This is a genomic window from Clostridium algoriphilum (genome assembly GCF_020443705.1).
GTDB lineage: Bacteria > Bacillota > Clostridia > Clostridiales > Clostridiaceae > Clostridium_AD > Clostridium_AD algoriphilum.
Genome location: NZ_JAIZZK010000001.1, coordinates 342,706 through 358,235 on the forward strand (window position 1 = coordinate 342,706; position 15,530 = coordinate 358,235).

Genomic DNA, 15,530 nt, shown 5'->3' on the forward strand with positions numbered 1-15,530 from the left:
GAATTTAATGCTACTATAAATGTAATATTTTTATTAAATACAATCCATCATCTAAAATACTTTGTTCACAACTAAACTTAACACCAGCATCAATTAATTCGAAGCATACGTCTCTTGTACTGTTTATATCAAAAAGACACGAACCCCTCTCATTTAAGGCTTTAGCAGCATCTTCGTGTATTCCTTCTCTCAATAAATTATTTATAACTTCTCGGTTTAACATTATACCACCTCCTATGTCAATATATAATCACTAGTGTCTTTAATATGTTATTACTCTACATATAATATACTACACTTTTAGTATTTATTTAACCTATTGCAACGTAATATCTACACCTACTTATTCTTAATTTGTAACTTTTCCTCGTATACTCTTGTTTTAATTTTAGAATGATATATCAAAAGCCTGCAACCAATTGGTCACAGGCTTTTAATTATTTAATATTATATTTACCTTTGAGCTATAGAAATTATATTCTATAACTCAAAACCACTATATAATAAAAAATATTGTTATAGTATAATACAAATTAAACTACCATTACCCTCATTTATAATTCGCTGTAGAGTCTTTTGAATTTTTACTTGAACATCATCAGGCATTTTAAACAGCTTATTCTGAAGTCCTTCTTTAACTAATACTTCTAAAGATTTACCAAACATATTACTCTGCCAAATTTGTGATTTATCATTTTCAAATTGATCTAGTATAGATTTATAGAAATCTTCACTTTGCTTTTCTGTACCCATAATTGGTGAAATTTCTGTCTGTATATCTGCTTTAATAAAATGAAGGGACGGTGCTGAAGCTTTTAGCTTTACTCCGTATCTACCACCATGTTGTACAATTTCAGGTTCTTCTAATGTCATTTCCGAAAGCTGTGGTGCTACGAGTCCATACCCTTTTTCCTTAACATCTTTTAAAGCCTCTGCAATTTTATCATATTCTACTTTAGCTCTAGAGAATTCTCCCATTAACATTAACAAATCATTTTCACCTTTTATCTCGCAATCACAAGTCTCTCCTAATATCTTATAAAATAATTCATGTTTAGGAACTAGACTAACTCTAGCAGTGCCTTCTCCCATATTCATTTCGTCAAGTTTAGCAGAATCTAAAAAGTCAACTTCACTAAAGCTTAATAAAGATTTATTGATGTCTCTAACTTTAAAAATACCTTTACACATATCTTTTAAGAATTTCATAAAACTAATTTTTACCCAATGCTTAGAACTTAAATTCTCAATCCATTCTGGCATATCTATGTTAATTTCTTTAACAGGGAATTCACGAAGAATTCTTTGAAAAATATTAGCTATATCCGCCTCTTTCATATTTATAACATCCATAATTTGAACTGGAACATCATATTTTTCTTCTAATTCTCTTGCTAAAACTGCTGTTTCAGGAGCAGCTGCATTTTTCGAATTTAACACCATTATAAAAGGTTTATTTATCGATTTAAGTTCCTCAACTACCCTTCCTTCGGCTTCTAAGTATTCATCTCTATCAATACCAGTGATTGAACCATCGGTAGTAATTAAAAGCCCTATAGTTGAATGCTCATTTATTACCTTTTTCGTTCCAATTTCTGCTGCTTCCTCAAATGGAATCTCATAGTCATACCAAGGGGTATTCACCATTTTAGGTGCCTCACCTTCAGCATATCCTAGTGCTCCTTTAACAATATATCCAACACAATCAACCATTCTAACTTTGAATTTAGTGCCGCCTTCAAATTCAATCTCAACTGCTTCGTTAGGTACAAATTTAGGTTCCGTTGTATGGATTGATTTTCCTGAACCGCTTTGTGGCAGTTCATCTTTTGCTCTTTCTTTTTTATGAGGATTCTCGATGTTCGGAATTACCATAAGCTCCATAAACCTCTTTATAAATGTTGATTTCCCAGTCCTTACAGGACCTACAACTCCTACATAAATATCCCCTTGTGTTCTCTCTGCTATATCTTTATATATATCAAAATTATCCAAGATATACCCTCCTAATACTTATTATTATCAATATAAATATACTTAAGATATCAATGAATTATTACTACAGATTGAAAATATATAAAAAAAACCAACTTTTTATTAATTTCTAATAAAAAATTGGTTTTATAGGGTTATTATTCTGTTAACTAAGCTACATTATAAGACTTTAAACTTTGTTTATTGTTATCTTATGAAAAGTTGTTAAAACTCATTTTTTTTATCTCTTGACATTAGTTCGTATACTCCATACTTAGGATCTTTACCTTCAAATAGTACTCTGTATAATACATCTGTAATAGGCATAGAAATCTGCTCTCTTTCTTTGAGTTCATAAAATGCTCTTACAGCTTTAATACCCTCAACCACCATTCCGATGTCATTGCATGCCTTTTCCATAGAAACGCCTTTTCCAATTAGTATTCCTGCTCTTCTGTTTCTACTGTGCATACTAGTGCAAGTTACTATAAGATCCCCCATACCGGTTAGACCATAGAAGGTTTCAATCTTACCTCCTAGCCTAGTGCCTATTTTTATGATTTCGCTCATACCTCGTGTCATTAGTGCAGCCTTCGCATTATCCCCGTAGCCTATACCATCAGACACACCTGCAGCTAAAGCAATAATGTTTTTAACTGCTCCTCCGATTTCTACTCCAATAATGTCTTCATTAGTGTAAACTCTAAATTTGCTTGTCATAAAAACATCTTGAACAATATTTGCATACTCCATATTTTTAGATGTGACTACTACTGTTGTAGGTATATCTAACGCTACCTCTTCTGCATGACTTGGACCTGATAGTATTACTATAGGATTATTCGGAATCTCTTCTTCTATAATCTCAGAAATTCTTTTTGATGAACCCTCTTCAATTCCCTTTGCAATACTAACAATGATTTGATCTCGATTTAAATATGGTGCAATCATCTTACTTAAACCTCTTATTGCATGAGATGGTACAGCCAATACAATTAACTTACTATCGCTTATGCACTTCTCTAAATCAATAAATGCTGTTACTCCTGCTGGTATGATAATGTTAGGTAAATATTTAATATTTTCTCTCTTAATGTTTATATCATCGCTAACACTAAGTTTTCTGTCCCATATATTGACATCTATTCCTTTTTTGGCTAGCATTATAGATAATGCAGTACCAAAACTCCCACCACCTAAAAAAGCAACTTGTGACATTTTATTCCTTCCTTTCCCTAAATATTAGTTTTATACCTGTTCCCTTAAATTCAAAACTATTTCTCAATTGGTTTTCTAAATATCTTTGATAAGAAAAATGTAGTAAATTTGGACTATTTACAAAGAATACAAATGTTGGCGGTTTTGAATCTACTTGAGTAACGTAGAATATCTTAAGTCTCTTATTTGCTACTGTTGGAGGTTCTTGCATAAGTACTGCTTTATTTATAACCTCATTAAGTATCCCTGTAGATATTCGTTTTGAATAATTATCAAAACATTCTTTTACTGTTGCTAATACCTTATGTACTCTTTGACCTGTTTTTGCAGATATAAATAAATAAGGCGCATATGCCATAAAGTTTAATCCTGCTTGTATTCTCTTCTTATACTCAAGCATTGTTTTGTCATCTTTCTCAATAAGATCCCATTTATTTACTATTACCAGGATTGCTTTTTTCATTTCATGAGCATAGCCGATAATTTTTTCATCTTGATCACTTAATTCTTCAGTCGCCGTAAGCATAAGCATAACCACATCAGCTCTCTCAACAGCCGCAAGTGATCTAATAACACTATATCTTTCAATACCTTGTTCTACCTTACTTTTTCTTCTGATTCCTGCAGTATCAATAAGTACAAATTTACCTTCATTAGTTTCTAATTTACTATCTATTGCATCTCTTGTAGTCCCTGCAATAGCAGTTACAATATTTCTTTCTTCTCCAAGCATTCTGTTTATTAATGAAGACTTACCAACATTCGGCTTGCCTACTACTGCAACTTGAATATATTCTTCATCTTCTACTTTTGAATAAACACTATCAAAATGTACTACCACTTCATCAAGCATATCACCAAGTCCAAGACCTTGAGTTGCCGAAATAGCTACAGGAGTACCTATACCTAAATTATAGAACTCAAATGCATTAGCTTCTAGTTCAAGATGATCTATTTTATTTACTACAAGTACTATTGGTTTTTTACTCTGTCTTAGCATTTGAGCAACTTCATAATCTGAACCTGTAAGGCCTTGTTTACCATCTACAATAAAGATTATAACATCTGCTGTTTCTATAGCTATTTGTGCCTGTCTTCTCATTTGAGCTAAAATAATATCTTGACTTTCAACTTCAATACCACCTGTATCAATTATTGTGAAATTATGCCTTAGCCAATCAGCATCAGCATACACCCTGTCTCTTGTTACACCTGGTGTATCTTCAACTATTGATATCCTTTTACCTGCTAACTTATTAAATAAGGTAGATTTTCCTACATTGGGTCTTCCTACTATTGCTACGATCGGTTTTGCCATTATTTTTCCTCCTTACTATTTTCGTTTATTATATGGATTAAATCTTCTCCTGAATAATCACATATTAAAACTTTTGTGTTTAAACTTTTTTCTATATCCCTAACGGTAATATCATCTAAGAATATTTGCTGATCATTGTTTCCTAATTCATATCCGTTTTTCAGCATATTACTAGGCATAATTAAATAATCACCTAGTTTTTCATCCTTTAGTTGCTCAATTATATCGCTTCCTGTTAAAAGACCTGCTACAGTAATAGTTTCGCCAAAAAAATGGTTTGTTATTTTCTTAACTTCAATTTTAATTTTATTATTACAAGCAGTAATTTTCTCAGCTACCTTTAATATTTCCGCGTAAGCTGAATGACCAGTTACAAAAGTAAAACTACCCCTGTTCTGTAGTTCTAAGGTTGCTAAATCTTCATTAATAACACTTCTTAGTAGTCTTATCATGCCAATGCCATCCTCTAATTGCTCATAACCATCATAAAACTCTTCTCCTGGAACATCAATTCCAGCTGAAACATAAAATTCATCAGACAACCTTATGAAAGGTGAACCTATTTCCCTAAGATATTTTTCTTGCAAATGTTTCACACTTTCAATCTCTTGCGACGAAGAGTATTTATCATACAATGTTAAATTAAATAGCCCTTTTCTGTATTTGGTTACTCCAACTGGAACAACTGCCAAATTTTCAATGTTCGGGTAAAGTTTATATAAATCCTCGATAGTTTTTATAAGCTCAGACCCATTGTTTATACCGGGACATGAAACCACCTGACAATTAATTTTAATACCAGCTTGAGCTAATTTTTCTAACCTAGCATATACATTTCCAGCAAATTTATTGTTTAACATTCTTTTTCTAAGTTCAACATCAGTAGTGTGGACTGAAACATTTATAGGGCTTATTTTATATCTAATAATCCTATCGATATCCTCTTCCTTCATATTCGTTAAAGTTACAAAATTACCTTGAAAAAACGATAATCTTGAATCATCATCTTTGAAATATAAAGTTTCTCTCATTCCCTCTGGCAATTGGTCAATAAAACAAAATATACAATTATTATGACAACTCTTTGGCTTATCTAAAATCGCATCAATAAATTCGATTCCTAAATCTTCATCATATTCCTTTTCTACTTCAATTTCCCAAACTTCGCCATAAGTCTTCTCAATTTCAATATTAATAAGTTCATCGGTAATTAAAAATTTGTAATCTATAATGTCTATTACATCATTTCCATTTATACTAATTAATCTGTCTCCCACTTCTAACTCGATTTCTTCTGCAATACTTCCTGGAAGTATCTTAGCAATTTGGTTTTTCATTTTTACCTCCTGTTTGTAAGTAACCTTTATTGTATAAGGTTTTATGAGGAATTAGAAATACTAATTAACATTAAATAATAGCTTTTAACGTTAGATTTAAATATATAATAAGTAATCAATTGAATAATAAATTATAGCATTCCATTAGTTATATTACATGAATTAAATACCTAAGTCAACGCATAAGCCTCTAAAACAAGAAAAAAAAGCAAATATCGCGTATTTTGCTATTTTTTTAATACCTTCTATTAAAAGCATCTAAGTTGTCACAAAATTTGTTACAGAATAAAAATACCTCCTAAGAAGGAGGTACTAAAATGCTTCTATGCAATATTTTCTTATAATCTTCTTACCATCTTCACTTTTAAGGTACTGAAACAAGTCTTTTAAACTATCAACTTTTTCTTTAGAATAATACATTTTAATTGGAAATCTAAGTACATAAAGTTTATTTTTTATATTTGACGCAGTCATTTCAATACCACTTAATGTTAAAAGCTTATTCTCTTTATTATACCACTGTCCTGGTATAAAACCTATAGCATTCTTATTCTGAGCAACAAAATTATTCATTTCTTCCACACTTGACACATATTGAATGCTATTACTCATTTGTTCTTTTACAGGAGTATCTTTTATTTGCATACTAAATTCTTGCTCTACTGAATTAAAATTGTCTTTATATGCTACAGGTACTATTGTTTTAGATTCACCATTTAACTTTCCCCAATTTGTTATGCTTCCAGTGTATATTTTTTTTAATTCTAGAGTTCCAATACCATTTACTTTATTGCTAGTGTTAACAATAACACCTATAGCATCGTAAGCTATTTTTTCGGACTCAACTTCCTTATTAGTTTTCTGAACATACCCAACTAATGTATCTGCCGTGGATTCATTTAGTTTATTAAAAGCACTTTCTCTCTCGTCACTTTCAACTGTAACTACTGAGTCGTTATTCAAATTATAATCACGGGCTAAGTCTTTTACCATTGGTAAAACTGAGTCTTCACAAACAATTTTAATGCTTTTGGGTTTCTCTTCATTGGCTGCTGTATCTTTTTTGCATCCAACATTAATCATTATCATGATAATACAAAAAAATAATGTATAAGTTCTTAATTTTTTTTTCTTCATAATCACTACTCCACTACAATATTCTGAATATATCCCTATCCAGGTTTATTGTAGTTTTTGTATTTTTATATAAAACTATTCGTTTAAATTAATTTTTTCTCCTGTAACCAAATAAATTGTCCATTCACATATGTTTGTTGTATGATCGGCAATTCTTTCTAGCCATTTACAAATAAATAAAAGTTGAGTAGATTGATTTATTGTGTCTTGATTTATAATCATTACTTGTAGAAGATCATTAAATACTTCCTTATATAACTTATCAACTTCATCGTCTCTTTTGCAAACCTCATATGCCTTTTCAACATCTCCTTCAACATAGGCGTCCAAGGCGTCTCTTATCATAAGCACAACTAGTTCACCCATTCTAGGTATACATACTAACTGCTTCACGTATTTTTCATCTTTTATTCTTACTGTTATTTTAGCAACATCAACAGCGTAGTCAGCCATTCGCTCGAGATCAGTTACTATTCTTGTTGTAGTGAAAATGTTTCTTAAATCTATTGCTAAAGGAGCTTGCATAGCGATTAATCTTATTGCTTTGTTTTCTATCTCTCGCTCCAAATCATCAACTATATCATCATCCTTCATTATTTTTTTAGCTTTTTCAACATCTTTAGTAACTAAAGCATCAATACAGTCATGAATTTGTTTTTCAACAATGCTTCCCATCCTAATTAAATCATTGTGAAGTTCTTGAATATTCGCTTCAAATGCTTTTCTTATCATATAATCACCTTCCCTTCTATATTTTAGCCGAATCTTCCTGTAATGTAGTCTTCTGTCCTTTTATCTTTAGGTTTATAAAATATTTCCTCTGTTTTTCCATCTTCAATAATTTCTCCATTTAAGAAAAATGCTGTAAAATCAGAAATTCTACCTGCTTGTTGCATATTATGCGTAACAATTATAACTGTATATTTTTTTTTCAAGACATCCATTAGTTCCTCAATTTTCAGAGTCGATATAGGGTCTAAGGCTGAAGTTGGCTCATCCATAAGCAGAACATCAGGTTCTACAGCCAAAGTTCTAGCAATGCAGAGACGTTGCTGTTGTCCGCCAGATAATCCTAATGCACTCTTTTTAAGTCTATCTTTTACTTCATCCCATAGCACCGCACCCTTTAAGCTATTCTCTACAATTTCATCAAGTTCTTTCTTGTTTTTAATTCCATGAATTCTAGGTCCATAAGCTACGTTATCATATATAGACATAGGAAAAGGATTAGCTTTTTGAAACACCATTCCTATTTTTTTTCTTAAATCTATTACATCATAATCGGGATCGTATATATTTTTATTTTCATATATTACTTCACCTTCTATTCTAACAGAACTTATTAAATCGTTCATCCTATTAATTGTGCGTAAAAATGTTGACTTACCACACCCTGATGGACCTATAAGGGCAGTAACCGAATTTTTCTCTATATTAATGTTTACATTTTTTAATGCTTGAGTATTTCCATAATATAGATTTAAATTCTTTGTAATAACTATTCCCATATTGTTACCTCCTATTTACTTCCTGCGTGAGATTCATATAATTTCTTTCCTATTATTCTTGCTGATATGTTGAATATAAGCACTGCTATTATTAAAACTGCTGAAGCTCCATTTGCTATCTTACTAGCATCAGGTACCATTCCTTCAGAATTAATCTTCCATATATATACAGATAAAGTTTCAGCTGGTCTTAATAAACTAAAAGCTGAAATTTTACCGGTTAAGCTTAAATTGGTAAAATTTAAAGTTGGTGCACTCATACCTGCAGTATATAGTAAGGCTGCGGCTTCTCCAAATATTCTTCCAGCAGCTAGTATAACACCTGTTAATATTTGTGGCATTGCAGATGGCAATATAACATTTTTAACAGTTTGCCACCTAGTAGCACCTAATCCTAAACTAGCTTCTTTAACATCATATGACGCTGCTTTAATAGCATTTTCACAAACTCTTGTCATACCTGGTAAATTAATTATAGTTATTGCTAATGCTCCAGCAATAAGAGAATATCCCCATTTTGCCATGTTAACAAAAACTAAAAGTCCAAATAAACCAACAACTATAGAAGGTAATGCTGCCATAGTTTCTATGCATAACCTTATAACATTTAATAGCTTGCCTTCTTTTGCGTATTCAGCTAGATATATTCCAGCTCCTATACCCAGTGGTATAGTAATTATAAGTGTTATTACAAGCAAATGTATTGAATTGTATAATTGACGTCCTATTCCTCCGCCCGCTTCACCAATTTTTGGTTCACCAAGCAAGAACTTTAGATTTAAAGACTCTCGTCCATTATACACTATATATCCAATGAGGCTCACAAGCAATAGAATTACTAAAGCAGAAACTATGTATAGAACTATTGTTGCTATCTTGTCTTTAACCTTAGAACTCATTATACCTCACCCCTTTTCCCAATTTTTCTAATAATAAGTATAAATATAAATGATATTATAAGTAATAGTAATGCCATTGACCATAATGCATCATTCCAAGCCGTACCAGATAATGTATTTGCCATATCCATAGTAAGAATACTTGTTAATGTTGATGTTGTTCCAAGCAATCCCTTAGGGAACGTAATTGAATTTCCTATAACCATTTGCACGGCAAGTGCTTCTCCAAATGCTCTTGAAACGCCTAATACAATGCCTGTTAAAATCCCACTTTTTGCTGCAGGGATAATTACCTTAATTATAGTTTGCCACCTAGTTGCCCCAAGTCCATAAGATGCTTCTATGTAATCTTTAGGTATAGTTCTTATAGCATCTGAGGAAATACTTGTGATTGTAGGTAGGATCATTACGCTTATAACTAATACACCTGCAAGGAGACTAAAACCTATTCCTCCAAAACAAATTTTAAGAAAAGGTACTAATACACTTATACCTATCCAGCCATAAACAACTGAAGGTATTCCTACAAATAACTCTATTGCTGGTTGAAGAACTTTCGTTCCAAGTTTCGGTGAAATCACATTCATAAATACAGCTAATGCTACTCCTATTGGTGCACTAACAATTACCGCAAGTAACGACACTACTGTAGACGCAACTACAAATATTAAAGCTCCAAATTGAGGAGGCACAGCTCCACCACTACCATCTGGGTTCCAATCACCAGAAGAGATGAATTTAATTATTGAGTAACCATGTTTTATAAAGGTATTTAATCCTTTGGTAGTTAAAAAAATTATGATTGTAAACGTAAGAATGACTATAAGTGCACCACAAAATGTTGCATATCCACGTCCTAAATATTCATTTTTTAATTTAAGTAAAAATTTATTTATATTATTATTTTTCATATAATTTTACCTCGAAGAAATTATTTTAATGCAAAATAAAGACTGGTTTTAACCAGCCTTTAGAGAACATTAATCTCTTGTAGCTTTCATATCTGCCATTGGAATATATCCTAATTTTGCTATTGATGATTTCATTTCATCACTTAACATATAAGTTACGAATGCTTTTGTAATTCCTGTAGCTTCACCTTTAGTGTACATATGTTCGTATGACCAAATTTTATATTTATCTGTGCTTATATTTGCTGTAGTTGCTTCAACACCGTCTATTTTCAATATATTTAAGCCTTCTTTCTTAGCTGGATCAGCGAAGTAAGATAATGCTAAATAACTAATTGCTCCATCTGTTGCTTTAACTACTTTTTCAACACTTCCGCTTGAGTCCTGAGTTAAACCAGCTGCTTCTTGCTTACCATCCAAACCATATTTTATGAATGTCGCTCTAGTTCCTGATGATTTTGTTCTATTTATAATAGTAATCTTAATGTCAGCTCCGCCAACTTCTTTCCAATTTTTTATTTTTCCTGTAAATATATCAATTAGTTGTTGTTTTGTTAAAGATTCAACCTTAGCTTTTGGGTTCGTAACTGCTGCAAATCCTATAACACATACCTTATTATCTTTTAATGCTGTCGCATCAACTCCGGTTTTTTCTTTTGCATATATATCAGAATTACCTATTTGTGCGCTACCTCCGGATACTAATGTTAGTCCAGTACCACTTCCCCCACCTTGAACATTTACAGTTGCTCCTGGGTTTTTATCTAGAAATTTTTGGGAAGCTAGTTCAGCTAAAGGCTGAAGTGCAGTTGATCCTGCTGCAGTTATTGAACCTGACAATTCGGCTTGTTTAGTTTCTGTTTTACTTGAACAACCAGTAAAAATTCCTGCTGTCATTGCAACTGCAAGTGCAGCCACCATAAATTTTAAGTTTTTCCTTGTCATTGATATTTCCTCCATTCATTCTTTAAATTCATTTCGGTTACTACTCATTACTCTTATTATAATATACCCTTTAAGTTAACTTTGTATTATGCCAAAGTTAACTTAAGTTTAACTAATGTTAATTAAACTTAACAATGCGTAAAAATAAAGCTATCACTATGATATTGTGATAGCTTTATCATTATTTGTTATATGGAATTTCAACTATAAATTTACTTCCTACACCTAATTTACTTTCCACATATATTTTTCCATTAAATTGAAGCACTATATGCTTAACAATTGCAAGTCCTAATCCCGTACCACCTTTAGACCTTGACCGAGCCTTATCTACTCTGTAGAATCTTTCAAAAAGACGTGAAATTTGTTTTTTATCTATTCCAACTCCTGTATCTTCAACCCACAGAATACACTTATCAGCCTTACTCTCCATTCCAATACAAACACTATCTCCTGATTCTGAGTAGTTTAGTGCATTGTCTACTAAGTTAATTAACATTTGTTTAAACCTATCTGTATCACCTATAATTGTCTTTATGATCTGCTTTTGAACTACCAACTTAATTCCTTTTATATTTGCGGTATTTATCATTAAATTATAGACATCTTCTATAATTTTATTAACATCAATATTTTCATTTTTAACTTCCTTTTGTTGTTCTATATGAGAAAGCGTTAAAATGTCAGTAATCAATCTAGTTAATCTTTCAACTTCTTCATTAATTATATTTAAGAATTTTTCCTTTGTTGGGGCATCATCAACATATTTCAGTGTTTCTGCAAACCCTTTAATAGATGTTAAAGGTGTTTTAAGCTCATGCGAAACGTTTGCTACAAATTGAGTCCTCATTTTTTCTAGTTTTTTCACCTCAGTAATGTCTTGTACAACTGCCACAGTCCCAATGTGCTCGTTATCGTTAATTATATCAGCAGTTTTAATTCTTAATTCTCTTTCTTCTGGCCAAGCTATTTTTATTTCTTTATAATTATCATCACTATTATTGAGCATATTCTCTAATTCAAAATTTCGTATGTTATCAAGAAGATTTTGTCCTATAATGTCTTTAGTAATTCCAAATGTTTTTTTTGCATATGGATTAATTATTATTACCTTATTCTTTCTGTCAACTGCAATAACTCCACTCTCCATACTTTGAAGAATAGCCTCTAGCCTATTTTGTTTGTCTGTAACCTCCTTTAATGTAAGCTCTAATTTATCTGCCATCTCATTAAAATTTTTAGCAAGCTCACCTATTTCACCATCCGATAGTATTCTAACTCTTCGATGAAATTCACCCTTACTGATTCTTGAGGTAATAAAAATTAGGTCTGTAATAGGTTTTACTATATTGCGGGATAGTTTTAGTGAAAACCAAATTGATACTATTGCCGAGAATATGATAGCCAAAATGTATAGTTGGAAATACTTACTTCCTAATCCATTTACAATTTTAAGAGGCATCGAACTTCTAATAACAAAACCGTCATCAAACGTGGTTGCAAAATACATCATATTTTTCTCAGTGGATTTACTATATCTTACAGTAAATCCATTGCCATTTTTCCTTGCTTTTATTATTTCTTGCCTTTCATTATGATTATCCATAGTTTCTGCATTTATAATTGAATCTTGAATAACTTTGCCATTTTTATTAACATATGTAACTCTAAAATCTGAACTAGCTAAGTTCTCCTTAAAAAATTTCCCGTAGTCTTTTAAATTATTACTTTGAATTAAGCTAATTATCATATTGTTATTTGTTTGGAGTTTACTTTTTAAATTTTGTTCATATTCATAATTAAAAATAGATACAATTAATGTAGTTACTACTAAAAATATAAAAATCACAGTACTTAATAAATATATTAATAATTTTTTTTTCATTATCATTCCCCAAAGTTAAATCTATATCCTATACCTCTAATGGTTTGGATATATACTGGATTTTTATCATCATCTTCGATTTTTTGTCTTAAATGTCTTATATGAACGTCTACCGTTCTTGTTTCTCCCACATATTCATACCCCCATATTTTATCTAGCAAGAAGTCTCTAGTCATCACTCTACCTTTATTCTTTATTAGTATCTGTAATAATTCAAATTCCTTTAATGTTAAATCAATCTTGTTTTCACTTTTAATAACCTCGTGTTTACCAAAGTCAATAACTAGATTCCCAACTTTAAACGTTTTTTCAACTATTTGCATAGTAGTCCTTCTTAGAATAGCTTTAACCCTTGCAACCATCTCTCTTACTGAGAATGGCTTTGTAATATAATCATCAGCACCTAGTTCAAGTCCTATTATTTTATCTATTTCTTCTCCTTTTGCTGTTATCATTATTATAGGCATATTTGCCATGTTAGAGTCTCTTCTTATTTCTTTGCATACGTCTAATCCGTCCATTCCAGGTAACATTAAATCTAATAACATTAATTGAGGCAGTTGTTCTTTAACAAGTTTTATAGCATCTATGCCGTTGTTTGCACATATAACTTTATAACCACTTTTTTCTAAATTAAATTTAATTAATTCCTGTATATGTTCTTCATCATCAACCACTAATATTTTTTCTTCAGCCATATTAATCCCTCCATATTTTTAATAACTTTATTGGTTTAGATAAACAAAAGAAAACATTCTTCCTTGTTTATTTTCACTAAATCTATAAGAATATAAATCATGTTCCTTATTACAAGCAGTGCAAATTTTAGTAGTACTAATATTTTCTTCCTTAATATTTTTTTCTTTAAGTTGTGCTAAAATACATTTTTCTAAATCTAATCTATTATTATTACTTATTTTAATATTACTATAAATAGCCTGACTAGTAAACTCTTCTATAAGTTCACTACTCACTTCATAGCAACACCCTCCAATATGTGGTCCAATATAAGCCCTAATATCCTTCATCCTTGAGCCATAGTTTTCCTTTAGTTTTTCTATAGTTTTGCTCACTATCATTAATTTTGTACCTTTCCAACCACTATGTATTGCAGCTATTACCGAGGCTTTACTGTCTACTAAAATTACTGGAACACAATCTGCCGTAAAAATGCCTATAGCCAAGTTTCGCTTATCTGTTATTAAAGCATCTCCATCTCTTATCTCACCATTAAACTCAAAAATATTATCACTGTGAATCTGATTTAAATATCCAATGTCTTGTAGATTGTAATATGCTTTTATTTTTTTTAAGTTTATTAACCCTTCATCACAATTTTTATTAAAGTTTAGTCCATTTTTTGCAGTTGAAAACACAATTACTGCGTCATCATGTTCAAACTTTATAAATTCATAATTATTAATAGTTTCACTATTCATTAATTCAACCCCCATTATTTCCCTTATAAGCCTTTAACAAAATTTAATATTTTAACGGAAAAATGTCTAAGGGTATTCCTACTCCTTAGACATTAGTTTTCTTATTTCTTCCATGAAAGTGTTAATATCTTTAAATTGCCTATAAACCGAAGCAAACCTAACATACGATACCTCATCAACATTCTTTAAAATACTCATGATAATTTCTCCTATGTAATCAGATTTTACTTCTGTAAGCATTTCATTGTTTAACTGTTTTTCTACTTCATCACATATAGTTTCTATTTGCATTCTTGAAACTGGCCTCTTTTGACATGCCTTCATAAGACCATTCAATATTTTTGTTCTATCAAAATATTCTCTATTGTTATCCTTTTTTATTACTAAAATAGGTACATTTTCCACTTTTTCATAAGTAGTATAACGTTTAAAACAATTTAAACACTCTCTTCTTCTTCTAGTCGCAATATTATCATCTGTTGATCTAGAATCAACTACTTTACTTTCTTCACAGCTACAATATGGACATTTCAATGTTATTCACGCCCTTTTCCTAGTATAGTTAGCAAATATACTAACATTATACACTCTTTCTTATTCGTTTTCTATATCAACATCACTTCCATCTACAAGAATAACATCTACACCAATTTTTTTAATTTTTTCCCAAGGTATCTCAACGCTATTATTTTTATTGAACCAAGATGATTTTTGAGTTGGAAGAAGAATTGAAATAATTCTATAATCATCACAATCCACTTTAAAATCCTTAATATATCCTAATTTTGATCCAGAATTAATATCTATAATTTCCATCTGTCTTAAGTTATTTATTGCAAACATTAAGCTTTCCATTTTATTACCCCCCTATCAGTTTTCTCCAAACGTTTATCAATACAGCTAGTTAGTATGCTAGTCTATTTTTTTAAAATACCTATACTTTATATTATTTATATTCA

The 15,530-nt window shown here is 30.8% G+C and carries 16 protein-coding genes; all 16 read right to left on the reverse strand.

From position 1 onward, the window contains the following. Nucleotides 1–13: 13 nt before the first annotated feature. The 16 genes from LGK95_RS01710 to LGK95_RS01785 all read right to left on the reverse strand — a co-directional run bounded on the left by LGK95_RS01710 (nucleotide 14) and on the right by LGK95_RS01785 (nucleotide 15,426). The gene (locus LGK95_RS01710; protein ID WP_226121507.1) at nucleotides 14–223 is read right to left on the reverse strand and encodes a hypothetical protein; all 210 of its coding nucleotides are present in this window, start codon (nucleotides 221–223) and stop codon (nucleotides 14–16) included. A 293-nt stretch (nucleotides 224–516) separates the two neighbouring features. Then, a complete protein-coding gene (spoIVA, locus tag LGK95_RS01715; protein WP_226121509.1) occupies nucleotides 517–1,995 on the reverse strand; it encodes a stage IV sporulation protein A in 1,479 nt (492 codons plus the stop codon). A 204-nt stretch (nucleotides 1,996–2,199) separates the two neighbouring features. Next, on the reverse strand, nucleotides 2,200–3,192 hold the full coding sequence (locus LGK95_RS01720; protein ID WP_226121511.1) for an NAD(P)H-dependent glycerol-3-phosphate dehydrogenase: 993 nt from the start codon (nucleotides 3,190–3,192) through the stop codon (nucleotides 2,200–2,202). A gap of 1 nt (nucleotide 3,193) precedes the next feature. Next, complete coding sequence (der, locus tag LGK95_RS01725; protein WP_226121513.1) at nucleotides 3,194–4,510, reverse strand: ribosome biogenesis GTPase Der; 1,317 nt, start codon at nucleotides 4,508–4,510, stop codon at nucleotides 3,194–3,196. Beyond that, nucleotides 4,510–5,847 carry a DUF512 domain-containing protein gene (locus tag LGK95_RS01730; RefSeq protein WP_226121515.1) on the reverse strand — a complete coding sequence of 446 codons (1,338 nt, stop codon included), beginning with the start codon at nucleotides 5,845–5,847 and terminating at the stop codon, nucleotides 4,510–4,512. Before LGK95_RS01730 ends, der begins: the two co-directional genes overlap by 1 nt. Nucleotides 5,848–6,159: 312 nt before the next feature. Next, entirely contained in the window at nucleotides 6,160–6,984 is an 825-nt protein-coding gene (locus LGK95_RS01735; protein WP_226121517.1) for a substrate-binding domain-containing protein, read from the reverse strand. Between the two features lie 75 nt (nucleotides 6,985–7,059). Next, nucleotides 7,060–7,716: a phosphate signaling complex protein PhoU gene (gene phoU / locus LGK95_RS01740; RefSeq protein ID WP_226121519.1), complete on the reverse strand. Its 657-nt coding sequence runs from the start codon at nucleotides 7,714–7,716 to the stop codon at nucleotides 7,060–7,062. A 23-nt stretch (nucleotides 7,717–7,739) separates the two neighbouring features. Further along, nucleotides 7,740–8,492, reverse strand: coding sequence for a phosphate ABC transporter ATP-binding protein PstB (pstB, locus tag LGK95_RS01745; protein WP_226121521.1), 753 nt, complete (start codon nucleotides 8,490–8,492; stop codon nucleotides 7,740–7,742). Between the two features lie 11 nt (nucleotides 8,493–8,503). Further along, the gene (pstA, locus tag LGK95_RS01750; protein ID WP_226121523.1) at nucleotides 8,504–9,391 is read right to left on the reverse strand and encodes a phosphate ABC transporter permease PstA; all 888 of its coding nucleotides are present in this window, start codon (nucleotides 9,389–9,391) and stop codon (nucleotides 8,504–8,506) included. Continuing rightward, on the reverse strand, nucleotides 9,391–10,302 hold the full coding sequence (pstC, locus tag LGK95_RS01755; RefSeq protein WP_226121525.1) for a phosphate ABC transporter permease subunit PstC: 912 nt from the start codon (nucleotides 10,300–10,302) through the stop codon (nucleotides 9,391–9,393). The genes pstA and pstC overlap by 1 nt, the downstream gene beginning before the upstream one ends. 69 nt (nucleotides 10,303–10,371) lie before the next feature. Beyond that, nucleotides 10,372–11,247, reverse strand: a complete 876-nt coding sequence (locus LGK95_RS01760) for a phosphate ABC transporter substrate-binding protein (protein WP_226121527.1) — start codon at nucleotides 11,245–11,247, stop codon at nucleotides 10,372–10,374. A gap of 181 nt (nucleotides 11,248–11,428) precedes the next feature. Next, a complete protein-coding gene (pnpS, locus tag LGK95_RS01765; protein ID WP_226121529.1) occupies nucleotides 11,429–13,132 on the reverse strand; it encodes a two-component system histidine kinase PnpS in 1,704 nt (567 codons plus the stop codon). Between the two features lie 2 nt (nucleotides 13,133–13,134). Next, the gene (locus LGK95_RS01770) at nucleotides 13,135–13,830 is read right to left on the reverse strand and encodes a response regulator (RefSeq protein ID WP_226121531.1); all 696 of its coding nucleotides are present in this window, start codon (nucleotides 13,828–13,830) and stop codon (nucleotides 13,135–13,137) included. A gap of 27 nt (nucleotides 13,831–13,857) precedes the next feature. Continuing rightward, entirely contained in the window at nucleotides 13,858–14,571 is a 714-nt protein-coding gene (gene pgeF, locus LGK95_RS01775) for a peptidoglycan editing factor PgeF (RefSeq protein ID WP_226121533.1), read from the reverse strand. A gap of 78 nt (nucleotides 14,572–14,649) precedes the next feature. Continuing rightward, on the reverse strand, nucleotides 14,650–15,105 hold the full coding sequence (gene nrdR, locus LGK95_RS01780; protein ID WP_226121535.1) for a transcriptional regulator NrdR: 456 nt from the start codon (nucleotides 15,103–15,105) through the stop codon (nucleotides 14,650–14,652). A 60-nt stretch (nucleotides 15,106–15,165) separates the two neighbouring features. After that, entirely contained in the window at nucleotides 15,166–15,426 is a 261-nt protein-coding gene (locus tag LGK95_RS01785; protein ID WP_226121537.1) for a YlmC/YmxH family sporulation protein, read from the reverse strand. Nucleotides 15,427–15,530 lie beyond the last annotated feature (104 nt).

Bases quoted from the DNA above. Each gene is read 5' to 3' on its own strand.
- LGK95_RS01720 (WP_226121511.1), bottom strand. From the start codon at position 3,192: ATGTCACAAGTTGCTTTTTTAGGTGGTGGGAGTTTTGGTACTGCATTA.
- pstB (WP_226121521.1), bottom strand. From the start codon at position 8,492: ATGGGAATAGTTATTACAAAGAATTTAAATCTATATTATGGAAATACT.
- pgeF (WP_226121533.1), bottom strand. From the start codon at position 14,571: ATGAATAGTGAAACTATTAATAATTATGAATTTATAAAGTTTGAACAT.
- pstC (WP_226121525.1), bottom strand. From the start codon at position 10,302: ATGAAAAATAATAATATAAATAAATTTTTACTTAAATTAAAAAATGAA.
- LGK95_RS01710 (WP_226121507.1), bottom strand. From the start codon at position 223: ATGTTAAACCGAGAAGTTATAAATAATTTATTGAGAGAAGGAATACAC.
- pstA (WP_226121523.1), bottom strand. From the start codon at position 9,391: ATGAGTTCTAAGGTTAAAGACAAGATAGCAACAATAGTTCTATACATA.
- der (WP_226121513.1), bottom strand. From the start codon at position 4,510: ATGGCAAAACCGATCGTAGCAATAGTAGGAAGACCCAATGTAGGAAAA.
- LGK95_RS01785 (WP_226121537.1), bottom strand. From the start codon at position 15,426: ATGGAAAGCTTAATGTTTGCAATAAATAACTTAAGACAGATGGAAATT.
- LGK95_RS01735 (WP_226121517.1), bottom strand. From the start codon at position 6,984: ATGAAGAAAAAAAAATTAAGAACTTATACATTATTTTTTTGTATTATC.
- LGK95_RS01770 (WP_226121531.1), bottom strand. From the start codon at position 13,830: ATGGCTGAAGAAAAAATATTAGTGGTTGATGATGAAGAACATATACAG.
- phoU (WP_226121519.1), bottom strand. From the start codon at position 7,716: ATGATAAGAAAAGCATTTGAAGCGAATATTCAAGAACTTCACAATGAT.
- LGK95_RS01730 (WP_226121515.1), bottom strand. From the start codon at position 5,847: ATGAAAAACCAAATTGCTAAGATACTTCCAGGAAGTATTGCAGAAGAA.
- LGK95_RS01760 (WP_226121527.1), bottom strand. From the start codon at position 11,247: ATGACAAGGAAAAACTTAAAATTTATGGTGGCTGCACTTGCAGTTGCA.
- pnpS (WP_226121529.1), bottom strand. From the start codon at position 13,132: ATGAAAAAAAAATTATTAATATATTTATTAAGTACTGTGATTTTTATA.